Raw genomic sequence first — 19243 nt, 5'->3', positions numbered from 1 at the left:
GCACGGGATAGGAGTCCCACGATTATAGCCAACTTAATCCTAGGCAGTAGAGAACACATGACAGACCCTCTCAAGTTTCCCTCGCTATAGTACAATCGGCTCAACGACCGCAAGACATCTGGGCGGGCGATCGCGATGAGTTCAGAGGGGTTGACATGACACAGGTCTTACATGGCACCTGGATTCCTGAAAAAAAGGACGGTTTCGTTCAACGCGGAGCCTTTTACATCTGGATTGAATGCCAAGACAAACTCAATAAGCAAAAGGACCCCGGCGTTCATCCCTTCCACCTCCCGGCTCAAGGTTTGGGGGAATTTATCCATGACGACCTGGGCATTCGGGATGCCCCGAGCCAGATTAGTTATCGCCTGAACCCTCAATACTTTTTACTCCCCACGCGCGATGAGCAACCCCTTCTTTCTTGGGAATTAGCCACCTATTTAGAAGCGGAATCCGAGCAAGCCTTTGAGTGGCAATTTTGGCAAATTCTCTGCTACCGCCTCGAAACCATTACTAAAATAACCTCCTCTCTGACCACAGAAGTTTGTAGTGCGATCGCCACCCTCAACGACCTCCATTTCTTCTGCCTGCACAACAGCGAGGACTTTCAACTGGGAGCCGACTTACTCTTTTGGTATCACTACAGCCAAGCCTTCCGAGACGTTATTCTAAAAGACCAATATATCCCCAGTTTTAAATATCACATTACCCAGCCCAAAAGCCGCAAAAAACGGAAACCCTTTGCCATTTATGCGGGGTGGGAAATTGTCTCGCCCCACTATGAAAGCCTCATCGAGACCTATGCCCCGGCCATGCCCTTAGCCTGTGCCTCGGGCTGGCCAACTCCCCCCAAACGTCCAGAATTTCACGAGTCCCAAACCCTCTTACGCCATTTCAGCGAATGTGTGGTGACCGAGCTGGCCAGTCGCTTTCAGACCACACAGCAACTGGATAAGCAGCTCTCACAAACCGTCTTATACCCCTGTGTCACCCCCAGTAAACTCACAGACCCTCTTGAGCCATCGGAAGCCTTTTTAGAAACCTATGAAACCTGGCAAGCTTGGCGCAACAAAATCCAGGGTAGCTATCAAGGCTTGCCATTTAATCTTTACCTTCAACTCATCTCCCCCGAAGACCCAGATGACCCTTGGCCGCTCAATTTTTTAGTCTCCCCCAAAGCCGACCCCTCCCTGCGGGTGGCCTTAGCCGACTATTGGCAAGGGGATTCCTCCCAGCAACAGGTTCTTCGCCAGCAACTAGGGGATAGCTTCGAGGCAGATTTATTACTCAACTTAGGCTATGCCGCGCGGATGTATCCGAAACTTTGGCAAGGCTTAGAAACCCCAGAACCCGTTGGTGTGAACCTGACGAGTCAGGAGGCCTGGGAATTTTTACATGAAACCGCCTGGGTGTTGGAAGATGCCGACTACAAAGTCTTGCTTCCCGCCTGGTGGACACCTTCGGGACGGCGACGGGCCAAACTGCGCCTCAAAGCCTCTAGTGGCAGTACATCTGCCGGCAGTAATAGCGGCAAAAGCTATCTCAACGCCGAGCAACTGGTGAGTTATCAGTATGAGTTAGCCATTGGCGATGAACCCATCAGTCGAGAGGAATGGCAAAAACTGGTCCAGGCCAAACAACCCCTGATTCAGTTCCGTGGCGAGTGGGTGGAACTGGACTTGGCACAAATGGAGAAAACCCTGAAGTTTTGGGATGAACAGGGGAAACAGGAGCAATCCATGACCTTAATGGAGTTGTTTCAACGCCAAGCTGAAGCCGACGAGACCTTGGAGGTGGAACGGGATGCCACCCTAGAACAGATGTTACAGCAACTCACCGACAAAACCTCGATGACACCTGTGGAGGAGTTAGCAGGGTTTGAGGGAACCTTGAGAGACTATCAGAAGCGAGGGGTGGCTTGGTTGAGTTTCCTAGAACAAGTGGGACTCAATGGCTGTTTAGCCGATGATATGGGGTTAGGGAAGACGGTTCAGGTGATTGCGCGGTTGGTTCAGGAACGGCAAGAGAACACCCCAGTGCAGCCGACGCTCTTGATTGCACCCACCTCGGTGTTGGGGAATTGGCAGAAAGAAGTGAACCGATTTGCTCCCCAACTGCGGAGTCAGGTGCATCATGGGGCCAATCGGGTTCAGGAGCCTAAGGCGTTTAAGCAGGCGGCGGCGGATGTGGATGTGTTCATTACCTCCTATACCCTGGTGCGCAAGGATGCCAAGCTATTTAATGGGGTCAATTGGCAGCGTATTGTCTTAGATGAAGCCCAAAATATCAAGAATCCGAAGACGGCTCAAACGAAGGCCATTTTGAAGCTTAAGGCGCAACATCGAATGGCGTTGACGGGAACTCCGGTGGAAAACCGTCTGATGGATTTATGGTCGATTTTTAATTTCCTCAATCCTGGTTATTTAGGGAAACAAAATCAGTTTCGTAAGTCGTTTGAGGTGCCGATTCAACGGGATGGGAGTCTGCGGCAAGCCACGACCTTGAGGAAGTTGGTGGAACCGTTTATTTTGCGCCGGCTGAAAACGGACAAGTCGATTATTAAGGATTTGCCGGATAAACTGGAGCAGAAAGTCTACTGTAATTTGACCAAGGAACAGGCATCGTTATATCAGGCGGTTGTGGAAGAGGTGGAAGCTAGTTTAGAGGAAAGTGAGGGGATTAAACGTAAGGGATTGATTTTATCAACCTTGACCCGGCTCAAACAGATTTGTAATCATCCTCGGCAATTTTTGCAAGATGAGAGTGAGTTTAGTCCGGGGCGATCGCACAAACTCTCTCGTTTACTTGAGATGGTGGATGAAGTGATTGCTGAAGGGGAGAGTTTACTGATTTTTACCCAGTTTGGTGAGATTGGTGATGCCATGGAACAGTATTTGCGTCATCACTGTCGCTATCCCACCTATTATATCCATGGGGCTACCAGTCGCCAGGGGCGCGATCGCATGATTCAAGAGTTCCAAAATCCCGAGACGCCTCCCTCGATTTTCATTCTCTCGTTAAAAGCGGGGGGGGTGGGAATCACCCTAACCAAAGCCAATCATGTGTTTCACTTTGACCGCTGGTGGAACCCCGCCGTAGAAAACCAAGCTACCGACCGCGCCTTTCGGATTGGTCAAGAGAAAAATGTCTTTGTCCATAAATTTGTGACCCTCGGCTCATTAGAGGAACGCATCGACCAAATGATTGAGGATAAACAGAAGTTAGCCGAATCCGTTGTGGGGGCGGATGAGTCCTGGCTCACGGAATTAGACAACGACACCTTCAAAGACCTAATTGCCCTGAATCGAAATGCCGTGTTGTAGAAATTAGGAAACAGGAGCAACAGGTTATTCCAGTATTCACTTAGAGGACATCACAATGGCTCAACAAAGCAAAACTTGGTGGGGACAAAAATTTATTCAGGCGCTGGAATCGTTCTGTGACCCCAACCGGTTAAAACGAGGTCGCTCCTATGCCAATTCTCGGAAGATTATTAACTTCGAGAAAAACAAAGGCGAAATTCTCGCTCGCGTTCGGGGGTCTGTCAACCCTTATTTTGGAGTGTATAAGGAACCTCTCTATAAAACAGAGGTTAAGATTGCCCCGATTCCCAAAAAAGACTGGACAAAAATCATCCAGAAACTCTCAACCAACGCCGGTTTTGTTTCTCGGTTACTCTTGAATGAAATCCCAGAAAACATCGAGGACTGCTTTGAGGAAGCAGGATATAATTTTCTTCCCCGCAGTTCCCGGGACTTCCAAACCGATTGTACCTGTCCTGATTGGTCAAATCCCTGTAAACATATTGCTGGGGTCTGTTATCGCTTAGCCGAGGAACTTGACCACGACCCATTTTTACTTTTTGAACTGCGAGGCTTAAGCCGGGAAGCCTTGCAGAAGGAACTTAAGAAAACTCCCTTGGGGAAGGCCTTAGCCAGTGGCTTAGTGGAGGACAGGATTGAACCGGAACCGGTGGCGAGTTATTATACCGTTCCTGAGAGCCAAGCTGTTCCTGATTCCCTTAGTTTAAAAGAATTTTGGCTCGGGTCTAAGCGAATTCCCGAGGCTCCTCCCAGTCGAGGGGGTGCATCCGTCTCGGGAATTGTGGTTAAGAAACAGGGAGATAATCCAGAATTTTGGGATGGCGATCGCTCCTTCTTAGAAACCATGGACGACATCTATGAACGGGTCCGGACTAAGTATAAAAATGTCCTCTAAACCCGTTCTAGCTCAGTTCCAACGCAGTACGACCTGATGCGTGCCCTTAAACCATGTTCACCCAGAGACAGTCCAACCTTCCTCAGCAGCTTCTTCTAGAAGGCGTAAGCTGGCAAAAATATGAGCAATTCCTGCAATTACTCGGTGATGACTTTCCTAACCTGCGCTTAAAATACCTAGAGGGTCAATTACAACTTGTGTCTCCCAGTCGCGATCATGAACTCATCAAGCGAAACCTAGGGCGACTCTTGGAGGTCTATCTTGAAGAAATGCGAATTCCTTTCTGGGGATTGGGGTCAACCACCTTTCGCCGAGAAGCCAAGGCCCGAGGGATTGAGGCTGATGAGTGTTATTGTTTTTATGAGGAAAAACCCTACCCTGATTTGGCGATCGAGGTAGTCATTACCTCCGGTGGACTCAATAGTCTCGCCATTTATGAAGGGTTAGGGGTTCCTGAAGTTTGGTTTTGGCAAGGGGGTCAATTGGCCATTTATGGTTTAGCAGAATCAGGGTATTGTCAACGGGACAACAGCCCACAACTTCCTGACTTGCCCATCTCCCAACTCATGCAACAGGTCGCCTCCCCGAATCCCCTAGAAGCTGTCCTAGCATTTCGCCAAGTTCTGCGGGGAGGCGAGTCACGATGATGCGGTGTACTCACAAAATACGTTTAGACCAATCTTGAGAATATAGAGAATCACAACAGTAGAAATCGCCGGGTCAATGGGGAGGCCCGCCGCTGTTGTGAGGGAGACAATTAAACCCGTTAACAAAGGCGCACTGCCAGGATTTCTGGTGTATTTTTGAAATTGAGCCTGAAGTCCCTCATCGCCACAGAGTTCTTCTCGCAAGACCTTAATCAGGGTATCCCATAATTTACGACCTCGGCTGAACTCCGGCGGCCCCTGAGTTTGACTCCAAAGGTCTTCGACCGTCGTTTCCACATTGCCATTATGGGCATCCAACGCCGACATAGCCCGTTGACCCGGTTCATAGTCTGCCAAGAGGCTGTAATAGGGTTGGCGATCGCGGAGGGTAAGATAGACAGACATGAGGGTTGAAAACTTCCAAAACACATCTCTAGTCTAGTTCACAGACCCCGACGGCTTCATCATAAAGCCGTCCCCTCGGCATCCATACCCCTGAGGTCACCCGCCATGACGACAGCCCCCGCCTTCCTCTCCATCTCCGACTATCTCCAAGGCGAACAACACAGTCCCATCCGCCATGAATATCTCAACGGTGAGATTTTCGCCATGACGGGTGGAAGCGAGGAACATAATCGCATCGCTGGCAATCTTTATGCAGCGTTACTGTCCCATCTGCGAGGGAGTGGCTGCAAAACCTTCATCGCCGACATGAAAGTCCAGATTCAAGATGGGGTGAATCGCTCAGATATTTTCTACTACCCCGATGTGATGGTCACCTGCGACCCCCAAGACCAGCAGCGGTACTATAAAACTCGTCCTTGTCTGATTGTCGAGGTCCTGTCTCCCTCCACTGAAAAGCTAGACCGCCGGGAAAAACGCCTCAACTATCAAACCTTAGCCAGTTTGCAGGACTATCTTCTCGTCCGCCAAGACCGAGCTGAGGTAGACCTGTATCATCGAGATGACTCGGGACTTTGGCGGCCCCAACACTTCACAGGGGGGGATTGGGTTCCCCTCACGTCTGTGAACTTCGAGATGGCGATGAGTGAGATTTATGATGAGGTGGTGCTAGAAGACTTGAACTAAGTTGTTAAACTGAGGTTAGTTTAGACCCGCAAGCCTTAGCCTTATGTCGGCTTCTCATCCTGCCCAGATGCTCCCAGAACCGGTCTCAGAAACCCTCTCCAAGGAGGAAATCGATGAGATTGAGGTTCCCCCCAGTGACCTCCCTAGTGATGAACCTCCCTTGGAAAGTTCCCTGCATCTCCAACAGATTCTGCTGCTGATATCCTGTCTCAACTGGCTCTGGAAAGACCGTCAGGACTATTTCTGTGCCGGGAACTTAACCATTTACTATAGTCCCCGTCAACTGAAATCGGAGTTGTTCCGAGGCCCCGATTTCTTTGTGGTGCGTGGAACCACGAACCAACCCCGGAAAAGTTGGGTGGTGTGGCACGAAGAGGGCAAGTATCCCGATATTATTATTGAGCTGCTCTCGGACAGCACGGCGAAAACTGACCGAGAACTCAAGAAAGGGATTTATCAGGATACCTTCAGAACTCCCGACTATTTCTGGTTTGACCCCCACAGCTTGGAGTTTCAAGGCTTCCATATAATCGATGGGCGGTATCATCCCTTGGAGGCGAATGCTCAGGGATGGTTATGGAGTGAGCAATTGGAACTGTATCTGGGGATTCATCAGGACCGTTTGCGTTTCTTTACTCCTGAGGGGACGCTGGTTCCCACTCCTGAGGAGGCGGCCGAGGCGGAGTTTCAACGGGCGGAAACTGAACGTCAACGAGCGGAGGTGGAGTTTCAACGGGCGGAAACTGAACGTCAACGAGCGGAGGTGGAGTTTCAACGAGCGGAAACTGAACGTCAACGAGCGGAGGTGGAGTTTCAACGAGCGGAAACTGAACGTCAAGCTAATGCCAAACTCATCGCAAAACTCCGAGAACTGGGGGTTGACCCCGACTCACTCTGACATAACCTTGGCTGGCCCGCATTCTCTGCCGGCTTCTGTTCCCGAATCGCTCCAACTGTCGTAGGATAGAGCCAGAATTCGTTACCATTAACCATGTTGCTCCCCATGAGGGGTGTTGAGAGGGGCCAGATAACTACCCATGTACGCGATCGCTACTGAAACGAAACTCTATCCGACCTATATCCTGTCCGACGACTCGGCCCAGGCTCAGCTTGAACTCGTCCCGGAACGGGGTGGCCTAGTGACGCGCTGGCGAGTTGGCGATCGCGACCTGCTCTATTTTGACGCGGAACGTTTCGCGAATCCTGAACTCAGTGTCCGGGGTGGAATTCCCATCCTCTTTCCCATCTGCGGCAATCTCCCCAATAACACCTATACTCACCAGGGAACTTCCTACCGCCTCAAACAGCATGGCTTCGCACGGGACTTACCCTGGACGGTTAGCGAATCCAGTACGGACAAAAGTGCCAGTTTGACCCTGGAACTGACCAGCAACGAGGAAACTCTCGCTGTCTATCCCTTTGATTTCCATCTCTCCTTTACTTACCGACTGCGGGGACATACTCTAGAAATCGTCCAACGCTACAGCAATCCCAGTGAGGAGACGATTCTTCCCTTTTCCTCAGGACTGCATCCCTACTTCCAGGCCTCTGATAAGTCCCAATTGCGATTTCATCTCCCCTCACATCAATATTGGGACCAACTCGATGGAACGCTACATGACTTTGATAATGAGTTCAACTTTGAGCGCAAGGAGATTGATGTGGCCTTCACCCAACTCCAAAGCCAGAGTGCAAGTGTTTATGATTGTAAGGAGGGAGTCACCCTCAATCTGGAATATAGCACCCCGTTCTCTACCCTTGTGTTTTGGGCCGTCCACGGGAAAGACTACTACTGTCTTGAACCCTGGACAGCACCGCGCAACGCCCTGAATACGGGCGATCGCCTGATCCATGTCCATCCTCGCTCCAGTCTGGAAATGTTGGTTCGCCTAGATGTTCATCTCGATTAACCCTCCGTAACAGGTGGTTCAAAAAAATTTCTGTGGGTCCCTTGCGCTTTTAGATAGCTGTGTTATAGTAGTTAAGGCGCGAAAAGAACGCCCCCTTGACTGGGTCGCTAACTCAACGGCAGAGTATTCGGCTTTTAACCGACTAGTTCTGGGTTCGAATCCCAGGCGACCCATTTTTAGCCTTTTTCCTACCTCTCTACCTCCCTCAGCTCCTTTAAGGAAGTGAGGGCACAGGGATAAATACACCGGTGGGGTCTGTTAGACCCCGATCAACTGGATTGAGGTTCTGAACTTGCTCTCCCTCCAATCCACCCACATCGGTAATTCCTGCGCCGCCATTGAGCGGATCGGCAACTCCCTCTAAAGCGTCACTCAAGAAACTATCAGAAAAGCCCCGCTCATCAATACCCCGACTTTCCTCCTCCGAAAACGACGTCTGGGGGCGATCGCGCCGAGGACAGTTCCCCGGCTCACCCCCCATCTGAGTGCAACTACGCCGGGGACTCTGGGCCGGGCTGGGAGTCCCCAGGACAAAAACAAGGCCCAACAGAAGCAGTGCCTGGCTCACGAGAGAGCCTTGATGTCTCAACATGATCGTATCACTCCCAAACGCATCATTAACCCTGTCAATTATCCCCCATTGCTTCGCGAATCCGCATCCGACTGTCCCGTAAATGGGCCCGGGTGTAGGTGTCTAAATCTCCCTCTCGTCGTAACGCCGCCGTTAACGCCTCCTCCAACTGACCCAGATAATATCGCGCCAGGGTGCGGGAATCTTCCGTCCCATGAACCCGTCCGCTGGCCATGTCCAACGATAACTGCAAATGTTGTCGTTGCAGTCCCCGCCGTAGACTAGAGATATTGGTGGCCACCCGTCGGCTCTCTAACACTTCTGACCAAACCCCGCGATATACCCGTCCCAGTAAATCCGGAACTTGCAAGGTTTCTTCTGGAGCGGTTCGCATCTCCAAATCTCGCAAACGACGCAACCGTTCTGGGGCCAAGAGCGATCGCAAAATTCCCCCCTGCAAGCTTAAAATTTGCTCATGGATGGGATAATCCACCCGTTGAAAATTCGGGGAACTTCCCCAGTGGAACCAACGAGAGGGCGCTAAGCTATTTAACAACCGGGGGGAAAAATTGAAGGCATCCTCGGCAAAAATGTACTGCTCGAGTAGGGCTAAACTCCGTTCCTTTTGCTCCAACGACAGCGTCTCAAAGGGGGTCACCTCCGGGGACTGGTGACGATTGAAGGACTGGCCGCCAATATGCTTGAGTAAGGCCCGGCTTTGGCGGAAATAGTAAAACAGAGCCACATTAAACTGAGTCCGCAGACGTTCGGGGGGGTCTCCGGCACGGGGGAGCTGTTGCTCAAGTCGCTCAAAGATTTCCCGTCCCAACTGCATCTGCAACTGGGAATGCTCAATCGTATCACTGCTGAGGTCAAACCAGTTAATCTCAGGGCCAACTTCCGCCCAGAGATCTTCATCCGTTCCATAACTCAATTCTGGCTCCGTCGAGCGGCTGGCGATCGCCTCTAAGCGTCGTCGTTCTTCCTGAGGGGGTAAATGACTAAAATCACTGTAGCCATAGGTGATGGCCCATTCATCATAGGGGCCGAGTCCCGTAGGGAAAAAGTCCCCTTGGGTCTCCCCGGACGCTGCCAGGTTCGGTGGCATATAATCCATGACGGAACTGGTTAACCCTTCCCGACGAGTCAACTCTCGATCATGAAGCTCCTCAGGCCGGCGCAGGGTACTCCCCTTAAAATTATGACGTAAGCCCAGGACATGACCCACTTCATGGGCGACCAAATAGCGCAAATACTGATGGATATAGGTTTGCACCGTTTCATGACCCGGGGGCAAATTCCCCAAGACTGATACGGCCGTCAACCCTTCTTGAAACGCCTGAGTACAAGCGGCACAAGTGCAACTTAAACGGGGCCCATGATTCAAGGGAAAATTAGAGCGCGATCGCAACTCCTGCAACAGCCTCTGGGCATCCTCCTCAGCCCCCTCCACCCCAGCCGCTTCAGCGGCGATCGTTTCGGTGATACAACTCGTTTGGGAACAGCCGGGTAAATCCACCAACATGCGTTCCGCCTCCGGAGACCACCCCGAGCGAGATTGGCTCAATAAACTATCCGTCTCCCGCGTCAACATGCGAATCACATCGGCATTGATTAAGACATCCGAATCGAGAATTTGCCCCGTCAAGGGATTCACCCGAGAGGGTCCCATCCCGGCTATTCCGGAGTCAAAGGCCTGGAACCAGCGGATGGTGTTGTAGCGAATATCCGCCGGGTCCCAGTCTGCATCATCGGGCATTTGTCGGACTTCAATTGCGTTTAGATATCCCGCCTGTTCAAAGGCTTGATTCCACATTAATACTCCCTCACGAATGGTCTCCCGATATTCATGAGGGACGGTATTTTCGATCCAAAAGACTAACGGTTCAACGGGAGGTGATAACGCAGCGGTTGGGTCTTGTTTTTCTAAATGCCAACGCTGAATGTAACGCACGAAGGGGTCGGATTGACTAAAATTGGAGAGATTTTGATACGCTGTAATAAAATAACCAATGCGGTTATCCGCTAGGCGCGGGCGATACGTTGACAGTTCAGGGAGTCGTGAGAGACTATAGCGCACCCCTAAGGAGAAAGCACGACCATCGGGAAGTGTCGGCAAAAAGATTCTCGATAGAGTAGAGCCGCTCCCAGAAAAAGCTAATTTAGCCTCAATTTCAATATTTTCTGGAAAGTTTTTAACCTCTGAAATATAAGAGCGATTCTCCTGTCCCGCAAAAGATAAAATGGACATAACCGGGTTGAGGTCGGGTAAGTCTTGGGTCAGCAGAAGTGGCCGGATATCGAGTAAGTAACTGCCGCGTTCAGGATGGGTTGCTTTAATTTCTAAAGACGCTAACACCGAATCACTAAATCCTCGTTCTACCCCAGCCCGTTGCGGGTCATTCCCTTGAGTCCGAAAATGGGTATTGGGAACGGTTACTAAAATTCGTTGATTTCGTTTCTGGAACACAATTGGGAAATCTTCAAGGGGAAATCCTTCTAAAAAGACACTTCCCACCCCTTGAGATAGGCTCATAACGAGCAAATGGAGGCGATTCAGTTGATCGGGATGAAGTTCTAAGAATAACTCCCCTTCCTCAACATTGTGATAGAGGGGAAACAGGCCCTCAAGGCGGGTGGTATCAGCAACCAGGTCGGCAAAGGAGGGTTTCTCGCTATCGTCTTGGGAATGACTCGCTGAGGTTGTCGCGTTCCCTGGGGGGGGGTCGGAGCTAGGTTTGCTCTCTCCCTGTTTCAGCGAGGTCTTGGGTTGGGAGGAGGTTTGACTCAGACTGCGGTCCTGAGACAGGCCGGCCTGAGCTATTGAGCCGGAGCCCAACGCCATTGCCAGAAATAGGAAGAGATAAGCCATCTCAGAGGCGCGGGCAAAACGGGCAATTAATCTAGACATTATGAGGAGGCGTGACACACGAAAGCGCAGGGGATGGATTAGGGAGTCCAGTTAATGGTGGGACTTTTGGCCAATCGTTGGGAGACGGCTACGGCACCATAACGGTTGAGGTGACTGGGATCGGAAAAGTAGTCATGTTGCTCAACCCACAGTTGAGCAAAATTGCGGAAGACAAACTCATACTGTTGGGAGAGATCTAACAGAAATTGAACAAAGACCTCCTCATGCTGGAGACGCACCGGATCTAAATAATCATCGGTGAGGGGTAAATTGACGAAGATGAGATTGATATCTTGCAATTGGCTAAACTCTAGGATGGAGCGTAGGGCGATCGCCTGTAAGCCTTGTAACTGAAAATTGGCATAGTCCGCATCATGGGCCCCTGAGACTTGGGAGTGATGTTGATAATACTCCTGAAGATTAAACCGCTGAGGAAAGGCGAGAAAGCCATTGTCATGGAGTAGGGGGTCATTGGCCGGTAAACGAGCCGTCTCTGGGGTCTCTGGTGGCTCAGGACGGGGACGATCGCCTAGCACCTCACTCACCCAGGTTTTTAGCTCATCCCGTTGGGGATAGGCTGCCGAATAATGGGCCACCAACTCTTGTAGCCGCTCATCGAGAGCTTGATAGCGATCGCGCACCCGCTCAAACAGCGATCGCTCCCCCGCTTGAGGGGATAGATCCAAGGAGGACTCAATCGGACGGAAACCCCGTTGAATCTGCTGATACCCTGGCGATCGCACAATTGCCTCATAGGTTAGATCCTCACGACCACTATTAAACGCCCGGGCCCCATCTGCCCAAATAATAGTTTGCGGTAAACGGTCTGGGGGAATAATCTCCCGTAACAAGAGATTCACCACCTGAGCTGTGGCCCCGTTGATGCCTAAATTAAACACCCGTAACGGAGGATAGCCTTCCCGCTGCAACTGTTCCTGGAGTACCGTTGGATGAATCCCACGCAGGGCCCGAGAACTCCCCACTACCAAGATATCGGGGACTCCTCCCTCCTCCACATACTCGCGATACAACGCTAGTTGCCGGTCCATCTGTTCACTATTAAAACTAGCGAACTCAATCTCTGGCTCACGAATCAGGCGGACTTCCCCCCCTCGGGCCGCCACCACCTGGGGCTGATTTGGAGCAGCCGTAAAACCCGTGCGATCGAACGCCTCCTCGGGCAACTCCTCCGCCTCCGACAGCTCCGGGAGATGGATATCATACTCAAACGCCATATCCTCCTGCGGGGGCTCAATCTCCAAGGAAGGGGGAGGGGCGATCGCCCTCTGGCGACGTTGCAGCGCCTCACTGGCCAACCAATCCACCTGCACCGTCAGCAGCAGGCCCAACAGACCCCAAACTACCAAAGTCGGCACCGCGACCTGGGCCCGCTGGGGTAGATCGGTGGTCGTCGATTGGGGGAGCGACGCCCGAGGACGGAAGAGACTGGTGCGACAAAGCCAATCTGAGACCGTCAGAGACGGACTGCCCTGAGCCACGACGGCCGAGCCTCCCTCCTCTGATGTTGCCAACCCTGGGTCATTCCCCAAATCTAGGGGGGGGCTATCTAAAGACTGAAACTCCGGAACCCCTGGGGTCTGTTCCGGAGCCGGGGCAAAGTCCACCCCATAATGCCAACGGGGTTTCCGCTGACCACTGCGGCGACCATAGATACGCACCCCTGAGAGATTGCTCAGTTCCAACTGATCTAAAAACTTGACAATCTTCGGAGAAATTTCCGTTTGGACTGGGCAGGTTAGTCCTTCACTCATGATATGGAGGAGGGTTCCCTTGCGGCGAATTTGGATGCGAATCCCTCCCGTTGCTAGTTTTTCCGATAACGAGGTATTTAGCAGCCGTTCCAGGATAAACGTCAGGGCCGAGAGACTACCGCCCCGAGCCAGTTCCAGAGCTGAAGGGACTAGATCCGGCCGTTGGCGAGCTGGCAAATCTTCCCAAGCCACCCAGACCGGGGTTTTGGGCTGGGGAAAACTCGCCTCATAGGGAATATCCACCGCATAGATGGTTGCGCCCAGAATGCCCCTTGGCGCTAAGGATTGAAGCACCGGAGAGAGTTTCTCCATCACCATCTCGCGACTGGGGAAGTTCTCAAGGGTCAACTGACCGTAATGGAGGGGACTACAGACCAAATGGAGGGTAGAATCCTTGAGAACTGCCGATAGTTGTAAGTCAAGGGGGGCTACCGTGTTATTGAGACGTAAGGTAATGGCGGCGACATCTCCCCAACGGGCCCAGGCCTCAATGGTGCGATCGCTCGGGGTTAAATCCACCCGCAAGGTCCATTCTGGTCGTGATTCCCCACTCACTTGTCCCAGGAGAACCGCATCCCGGAACCCCCGTAAATTCAGGTCCCGTAAACGGCGAGCGATAGGCTGGGCTAATAGGGCCGCATCCGGAGCATAGGCTGACTCACAGGCAATCCAGAGGCGACGGCCACCACCTTGGCGCTCAATGCGCTTTACGGAAATCCAAACATCTGTTGAGATATCCTGTAAGGCGCTCTCAACGCTCTCAATGATGGTTTTCTTATCCCGCTTCTTCCTAGACGTGGGAGGGGCTTCTTCCTCGGCCATATTCTGGCTGGGGCGGTCTCTTCCCTTTTGAGTTGAGGAGTGAAGTGAGTCCACTGTAAAGCGAACCGTCCAATCGGGAGTCTCAAACGGTGGCGTATCCCCGGGGGGAGCCTCCATCGAACGACCATAGAGACAAACGCGCTCAATCGGGGGCGCAGAGTCAGGGAGGGGACAATCCTGATGAATCGCCTGGGAGAGCCGTGCCATCACCTGAGGGGCATCAGGGCAATGTTCCCCCCAACACCAGACCTGCAAATCCCGATCGCGGACGGCGACCGCCATCGAGACACCCGGAATTCCCAGTGCCTCCTTGGCCCAGGAAGTTAGGTCAATGGTCGTCCCCGCGTGGGGGGCTTTGTCTGTGTTCAGTACCACCAATCACGTCCTACCTTGACTGCTGTGCGATCGTTTAAACTGCGGATTCACTCCCCGTTAACGTACCCTAGACCCAAGAGAACCCACCTACAAATCCAAGACCCACCCAACCGATCGAGAGATTGAGTTTTGGCTCTACTTGCAGTACGAAAGAGAAAGATCAGCAACTGATCACATTTTGGCACACTGACCGATGTAATTTTCAGGAGGGCTAGTCTCATGGAATCCTATAATAACTCAGGTCATCGCCCAGGGGGCACAGCCTCGGGGTTAACCCTGACCCGCCTTTTGGTTGGAGTTGCAACGGCTCCGGTCCTGGCTGGACTCTGGGGCGCTCAGACTCTGTTTGAGTCCACTATTGCCCTTGGAGAAGCCAGTGAGGAGTTATTTCGAGGCGATCGCCTCCCGATTCTCAATGTCCCCCATGACGAGTCTGAGTCGCAGAAGGCTCAATCCACCTAATGTCTGTCACGCAGACTACAACAAAAACTAACGATTTGTTGACAAAATAAATTGTTTTCTGTCAACCAGTCGCCAGTTTGCCCGTTCTGCTCAATTCATCAGTCTCTAAGACGTTCGGTTACACCCTTGCTGGCCGGCGTTACTTGCTTGGGGCGTGAGTGTGCATCGCAGCGGGCAAACACCAGGAAACCTGCCCCAACATTGGCAAGCCGCCTAATCCGAATATCATAATGAGTCCAACACTTGAGAGAACCGATCGCCCATTCAACGTCTCCTCCACTTCAGACGTTCGGCTGCGTCACCGTCTCAAAGTCGTTGAGGATTTGTGGGAATCCGTACTACGTCAGGAGTGCGGTCAACAAATGGTTGACCTCCTACATGAACTCAACCCCATGCAAGCCGAAGGTGGACAAGCCCCGAATCTCAAAGATTCTCCCGTTGTTCGCAAAATCGAACAACTTGACCTCAACGATGCCATTCGTGCGGCCCGAGGGTTTGCCCTATACTTCCAGCTGATTAACATCGTCGAACAACACTATGAACAACGGGATCAGCAAAAGGCGAATGTCAGCAATAATTTAACCTTCACCGAAGAATCCATCTCACGGGTCGAATCCCCCAGTGAAGAGTTTTCCGAGCTAACCACAGGCTCAGTACAAACTCCAGAACGGGGGACCTTTGGCTCCCTGTTCCCCCAACTGCGACAACTGAATGTTCCCCCCAATCTGATCCAGAAACTCCTCGATCAACTCGATATTCGTCTCGTGTTCACCGCGCACCCCACGGAGATTGTACGCCGCACCATTCGGGGCAAACAGCGTCGGATTGCCCGGGTGTTACGCCAACTTGACCGGGTCGAAGATGGCCTCCATTCAATGGGCCGCACCTCCTCCTTGGAAGCGGAAGCCTTACAAGAACAACTCATGGAGGAAATCCGCCTCTGGTGGCGTACCGATGAATTACATCAATTCAAGCCGACCGTTCTCGATGAGGTGGAATACACCCTGCACTACTTTACCGAAGTGCTCTTCGACACCTTGCCCCAACTGTACCAGCGGCTGCAACGGACCCTCAAAGTCTCGTTTCCCCACATTGACCCGCCTAGTTATAACTTCTGTAAATTTGGCTCCTGGGTGGGGTCCGATCGCGATGGGAACCCCTCGGTGACTCCCCGTGTGACCTGGCAAACCGCCTGTTACCAGCGGAATTTGGTCTTAGAAAAGTATATTCATGCCGTTGATAGTCTCAGTGAATCTCTGAGCCTGTCCCTGCATTGGAGTGATGTGCTCCCGGAACTGCTCGAATCCGTCGAACAGGATCGGCTACAAATGAGTGAAGTGTATGACCGGCTGGCCATTCGCTATCGCCAAGAACCCTACCGCCTAAAATTGGCCTATGTGCAGCAGCGGCTGGAAAATACCCGCGATCGCAACCTCAGTCTCTACCATTCCGAAGACTGGCGCCAGCAAATCCGCGAGGTGAAAAGTCTCCCGGTCTACCGCTCCGGCTCAGAATTTCTGGCAGAATTGCAACTGATTCAACGCAATCTCTTTGAAACGGGCCTGCAATGCAGTGAATTGGATACCCTCATCTGTCAGGTCGAAATCTATGGCTTCAACTTGGCCCATTTAGATATTCGCCAGGAATCCTCCCGCCATGAGGAGGCTCTCAATGAACTGACGGACTATCTGCAAATTCTGCCTAAACCCTATAGCGAACTCACGGAAGCCGAACGGGTGGAGTGGCTAACCCAGGAACTGCAAACTCGCCGGCCCTTGGTTCCCACGGAGTTACCCTTCTCCCCCATCACCAAAGAAACCATCGAAACCTTCCGCATTGTACGCCTGCTGCAACAGGAGTTCGGCACGGAACTCTGTCAGACCTATATCATCAGCATGAGTCGCCAAGCCAGCGACCTCCTAGAAGTGTTGCTACTGGCTAAAGAGGCGGGTCTCTACGACCCAGCCACCGGAACCGGAACCCTGCAAGTCGTGCCCCTTTTTGAAACCGTGGAGGACTTAAAACGGGCCCCCTCGGTGATGAAAGACCTGTTTGAGTTACCCCTCTATCAAGTTCTGCTAACCGGGGGCTATGGACGAGAAGATAGCTCGGATACCCCCCTGAGTCCCTCCCTACAAGAGGTGATGCTGGGCTATTCCGACAGTAACAAGGACTCCGGTTTCCTCAGCAGTAACTGGGAAATCCATAAGGCTCAAAAAGCCCTGCAAGCGGTCAGCGAACCCTATGGGGTGAAACTGCGTATCTTCCACGGACGGGGGGGGTCCGTCGGTCGTGGTGGCGGACCAGCCTATGAAGCCATCTTGGCCCAGCCGGGACGCACCATTGATGGTCGTATTAAAATCACCGAACAAGGGGAAGTGCTAGCCTCGAAGTATTCCCTGCCTGAGTTGGCTCTCTATCACCTAGAAACGGTCACGTCAGCCGTGATTCAATCGAGTCTCTTAGGATCGGGGTTTGATGACATCGAACCTTGGAACGAGACAATGGAGGAGTTGGCTCACAAATCCCGTCAACATTATCGCTCCCTCGTCTATGAAGAGCCGGACTTTATCGACTTCTTTATGCAGGTGACCCCCATTGAGGAGATCAGTCAACTGCAAATTTCCTCCCGGCCCTCCCGCCGTCGTCAAGGGAAGAAGGATATCGGCAGTTTACGGGCCATTCCTTGGGTCTTTAGTTGGACCCAAAGCCGCTTTTTACTGCCGGCCTGGTATGGAGTGGGAACGGCTCTCAATGACTTTTTACAGGAAAAACCGGAGGAACACCTGAAACTGTTGCGCTATTTCTACATGAAATGGCCCTTCTTCAAAATGGCCATCTCGAAAGTGGAGATGACCTTGGCCAAAGTGGATTTACAAATTGCGGAGCATTATGTACGGGAGTTGAGCCATCCCGAGGATCGCGATCGCTTTGCGGTGATTCTCGATCGCATTACCGAGGAGTATCATCGCTCTCGGGAGCTGATTCTCCAGATTACGGGCCATACCTATCTCCTCGACGGAGATCCCGGCTTACGCCGCTCAGTGCAGTTGCGCAACTCCACCATTATTCCTCTGGGTTTGTTGCAGGTGTCCTTGCTCAAACGGCTGCGTCAACATGGTAAGAGTGCCACTCCAGGGGTGATTCACTCCCGCTACAGTAAAGGGGAGTTACTACGAGGGGCCTTATTGACACTCAATGGGATTGCCGCTGGAATGCGCAATACAGGTTGACCCCATGGCGGTGCGGAGGTGGGCCTTGGGCAACTCGTCTGGGGCTACCCGTTGGTGTTGGGTTCTCCAGATCAGCCCGACTCCACCGCAAAACGGTTTAAGATGGGTAACTAGGCCTGTTTATTGTTTAATACCAACGTCATGTTTGTTCTGGCAGCGATCGCAGTTATCGCCATTCTTATCGCCGTTCACGAGCTAGGTCACTTCCTCGCGGCTCGCTGGCAAGGCATCCATGTCAACCGCTTTTCCATTGGCTTTGGGCCGATTTTGCTCAAATACCAAGGACCGGAAACGGAATATGCCATCCGCGCCTTCCCCCTAGGAGGGTTCGTCGGCTTCCCTGATGATGATCCCGACAGTCCCATTCCCGAGGATGACCCGGACTTACTGCGCAATCGCCCGGTTCTCGATCGGGCGATCGTTATCAGTGCTGGAGTCATCGCCAATCTAATTTTTGCTTATCTAGTCCTGGTGTTCCAAATTGGCTCGACGGGGATTCCCACGGGGTTTAATGCGGAACCGGGGGTCGTCGTCCCTCAAGTCATGTCCGTTGAGAGTCCTGCCGCTCGGGCTGGCCTACAAGACCTGGATATCATTCTGGCGGTGGATGGAACTCCCCTGGACGCTGGAGAACCGGGAATTTTCGATCTCAAAGACACCATTGAAGCCAATCCCGACACCCCGATTCCCCTGACGGTGCAGCGCAATGAGAGCCAACTCTCCCTGACCGTAACCCCAGAACGGGGCAATGATGGTAAGGGACGTATTGGCGTACAACTAGCCCCCAATGGAGAACGGGTGTATCGTCAGGTGAGTAATCCCTTGGAGGTATTAGGCATTGCCGCTGGCCAGTTTCAGGTGATTTTCCTGAATACGGTTAAAGGCTTCTATCAGCTCATTACCAACTTCGAGAATACCGCTGGACAAATTGCGGGTCCGGTGGGGATTGTGGCTCAGGGGGCGGATTTTGCGGCCCGAGATGCCATGAATCTCCTCTTTTTTGCGGCGGTGATTAGTGTCAACTTAGCCATTATCAATATCTTGCCCCTACCCGCTCTGGATGGGGGCCAATTGGCGTTTCTGCTGGTGGAAGGAGTCCGGGGCAAACCGGTTCCCGTCCATATTCAAGATGGGGTAATGCAGTCAGGGCTATTATTATTGCTGGGGTTAGGCATTTTCCTGATTGTTCGCGACACGAGCCAGTTAGACTGGGTTCAACAATTGAGCCGTTAA

General features: G+C 52.3%; 13 protein-coding genes and 1 tRNA gene. 10 read left to right on the top strand and 4 right to left on the bottom strand.

Annotated features, from left to right (window positions below; all coding sequences use genetic code 11):
• Positions 1 to 155: 155 nt before the first annotated feature.
• From NEA10_RS01200 to NEA10_RS01190, 3 genes are read left to right on the top strand one after another with little or no spacing between them, the layout of a single operon-like run.
• On the top strand, positions 156 to 3323 hold the full coding sequence (locus NEA10_RS01200; RefSeq protein ID WP_252663414.1) for a DEAD/DEAH box helicase: 3168 nt from the start codon (positions 156 to 158) through the stop codon (positions 3321 to 3323).
• A gap of 55 nt (positions 3324 to 3378) precedes the next feature.
• Positions 3379 to 4218: an SWIM zinc finger family protein gene (locus tag NEA10_RS01195; protein ID WP_252663413.1), complete on the top strand. Its 840-nt coding sequence runs from the start codon at positions 3379 to 3381 to the stop codon at positions 4216 to 4218.
• 53 nt (positions 4219 to 4271) lie between these two features.
• Positions 4272 to 4865, top strand: a complete 594-nt coding sequence (locus NEA10_RS01190) for a Uma2 family endonuclease (RefSeq protein WP_252663412.1) — start codon at positions 4272 to 4274, stop codon at positions 4863 to 4865.
• Here the strand turns inward: NEA10_RS01190 and NEA10_RS01185 are convergent.
• Positions 4857 to 5270, bottom strand: a complete 414-nt coding sequence (locus tag NEA10_RS01185) for a hypothetical protein (protein ID WP_252663411.1) — start codon at positions 5268 to 5270, stop codon at positions 4857 to 4859. The two genes, NEA10_RS01190 and NEA10_RS01185, sit on opposite strands and share 9 nt — an antisense overlap.
• Before the next feature lie 105 nt (positions 5271 to 5375).
• On the opposite strand from NEA10_RS01185, the gene NEA10_RS01180 reads away from it, so the two are divergent.
• The 4 genes from NEA10_RS01180 to NEA10_RS01165 all read left to right on the top strand — a co-directional run bounded on the left by NEA10_RS01180 (position 5376) and on the right by NEA10_RS01165 (position 8037).
• Positions 5376 to 5954, top strand: a complete 579-nt coding sequence (locus tag NEA10_RS01180; RefSeq protein WP_252663410.1) for a Uma2 family endonuclease — start codon at positions 5376 to 5378, stop codon at positions 5952 to 5954.
• A gap of 67 nt (positions 5955 to 6021) precedes the next feature.
• The gene (locus NEA10_RS01175; RefSeq protein WP_252665242.1) at positions 6022 to 6852 is read left to right on the top strand and encodes a Uma2 family endonuclease; all 831 of its coding nucleotides are present in this window, start codon (positions 6022 to 6024) and stop codon (positions 6850 to 6852) included.
• A 139-nt stretch (positions 6853 to 6991) separates the two neighbouring features.
• Entirely contained in the window at positions 6992 to 7864 is an 873-nt protein-coding gene (locus tag NEA10_RS01170; protein ID WP_252663409.1) for an aldose epimerase family protein, read from the top strand.
• Between the two features lie 101 nt (positions 7865 to 7965).
• Positions 7966 to 8037, top strand: a tRNA-Lys gene (locus NEA10_RS01165).
• Positions 8038 to 8078: 41 nt separating this feature from the next.
• Here NEA10_RS01165 and NEA10_RS01160 read toward each other — a convergent pair.
• The 3 genes from NEA10_RS01160 to NEA10_RS01150 are packed head-to-tail and all read right to left on the bottom strand — an operon-like array spanning position 8079 to position 14315.
• Positions 8079 to 8456 carry a hypothetical protein gene (locus NEA10_RS01160; RefSeq protein WP_252663408.1) on the bottom strand — a complete coding sequence of 126 codons (378 nt, stop codon included), beginning with the start codon at positions 8454 to 8456 and terminating at the stop codon, positions 8079 to 8081.
• Between the two features lie 34 nt (positions 8457 to 8490).
• On the bottom strand, positions 8491 to 11346 hold the full coding sequence (locus NEA10_RS01155) for a zinc-dependent metalloprotease (protein WP_252663407.1): 2856 nt from the start codon (positions 11344 to 11346) through the stop codon (positions 8491 to 8493).
• Positions 11347 to 11384: 38 nt separating this feature from the next.
• Positions 11385 to 14315, bottom strand: coding sequence for an SGNH/GDSL hydrolase family protein (locus NEA10_RS01150; RefSeq protein WP_252663406.1), 2931 nt, complete (start codon positions 14313 to 14315; stop codon positions 11385 to 11387).
• A 219-nt stretch (positions 14316 to 14534) separates the two neighbouring features.
• On the opposite strand from NEA10_RS01150, the gene NEA10_RS01145 reads away from it, so the two are divergent.
• The 3 genes from NEA10_RS01145 to rseP all read left to right on the top strand — a co-directional run bounded on the left by NEA10_RS01145 (position 14535) and on the right by rseP (position 19243).
• Positions 14535 to 14777, top strand: a complete 243-nt coding sequence (locus NEA10_RS01145; RefSeq protein WP_252663405.1) for a hypothetical protein — start codon at positions 14535 to 14537, stop codon at positions 14775 to 14777.
• Between the two features lie 230 nt (positions 14778 to 15007).
• A complete protein-coding gene (ppc, locus tag NEA10_RS01140) occupies positions 15008 to 18010 on the top strand; it encodes a phosphoenolpyruvate carboxylase (protein ID WP_252663404.1) in 3003 nt (1000 codons plus the stop codon).
• Positions 18011 to 18151: 141 nt separating this feature from the next.
• The gene (gene rseP / locus NEA10_RS01135) at positions 18152 to 19243 is read left to right on the top strand and encodes an RIP metalloprotease RseP (RefSeq protein WP_252663403.1); all 1092 of its coding nucleotides are present in this window, start codon (positions 18152 to 18154) and stop codon (positions 19241 to 19243) included.

It is taken from the genome of Phormidium yuhuli AB48 (genome assembly GCF_023983615.1).
GTDB classification, from domain to species: Bacteria; Cyanobacteriota; Cyanobacteriia; order Cyanobacteriales; family Geitlerinemataceae; genus Sodalinema; species Sodalinema yuhuli.
This window is presented reverse-complemented; position numbering and strand designations above follow the sequence as displayed.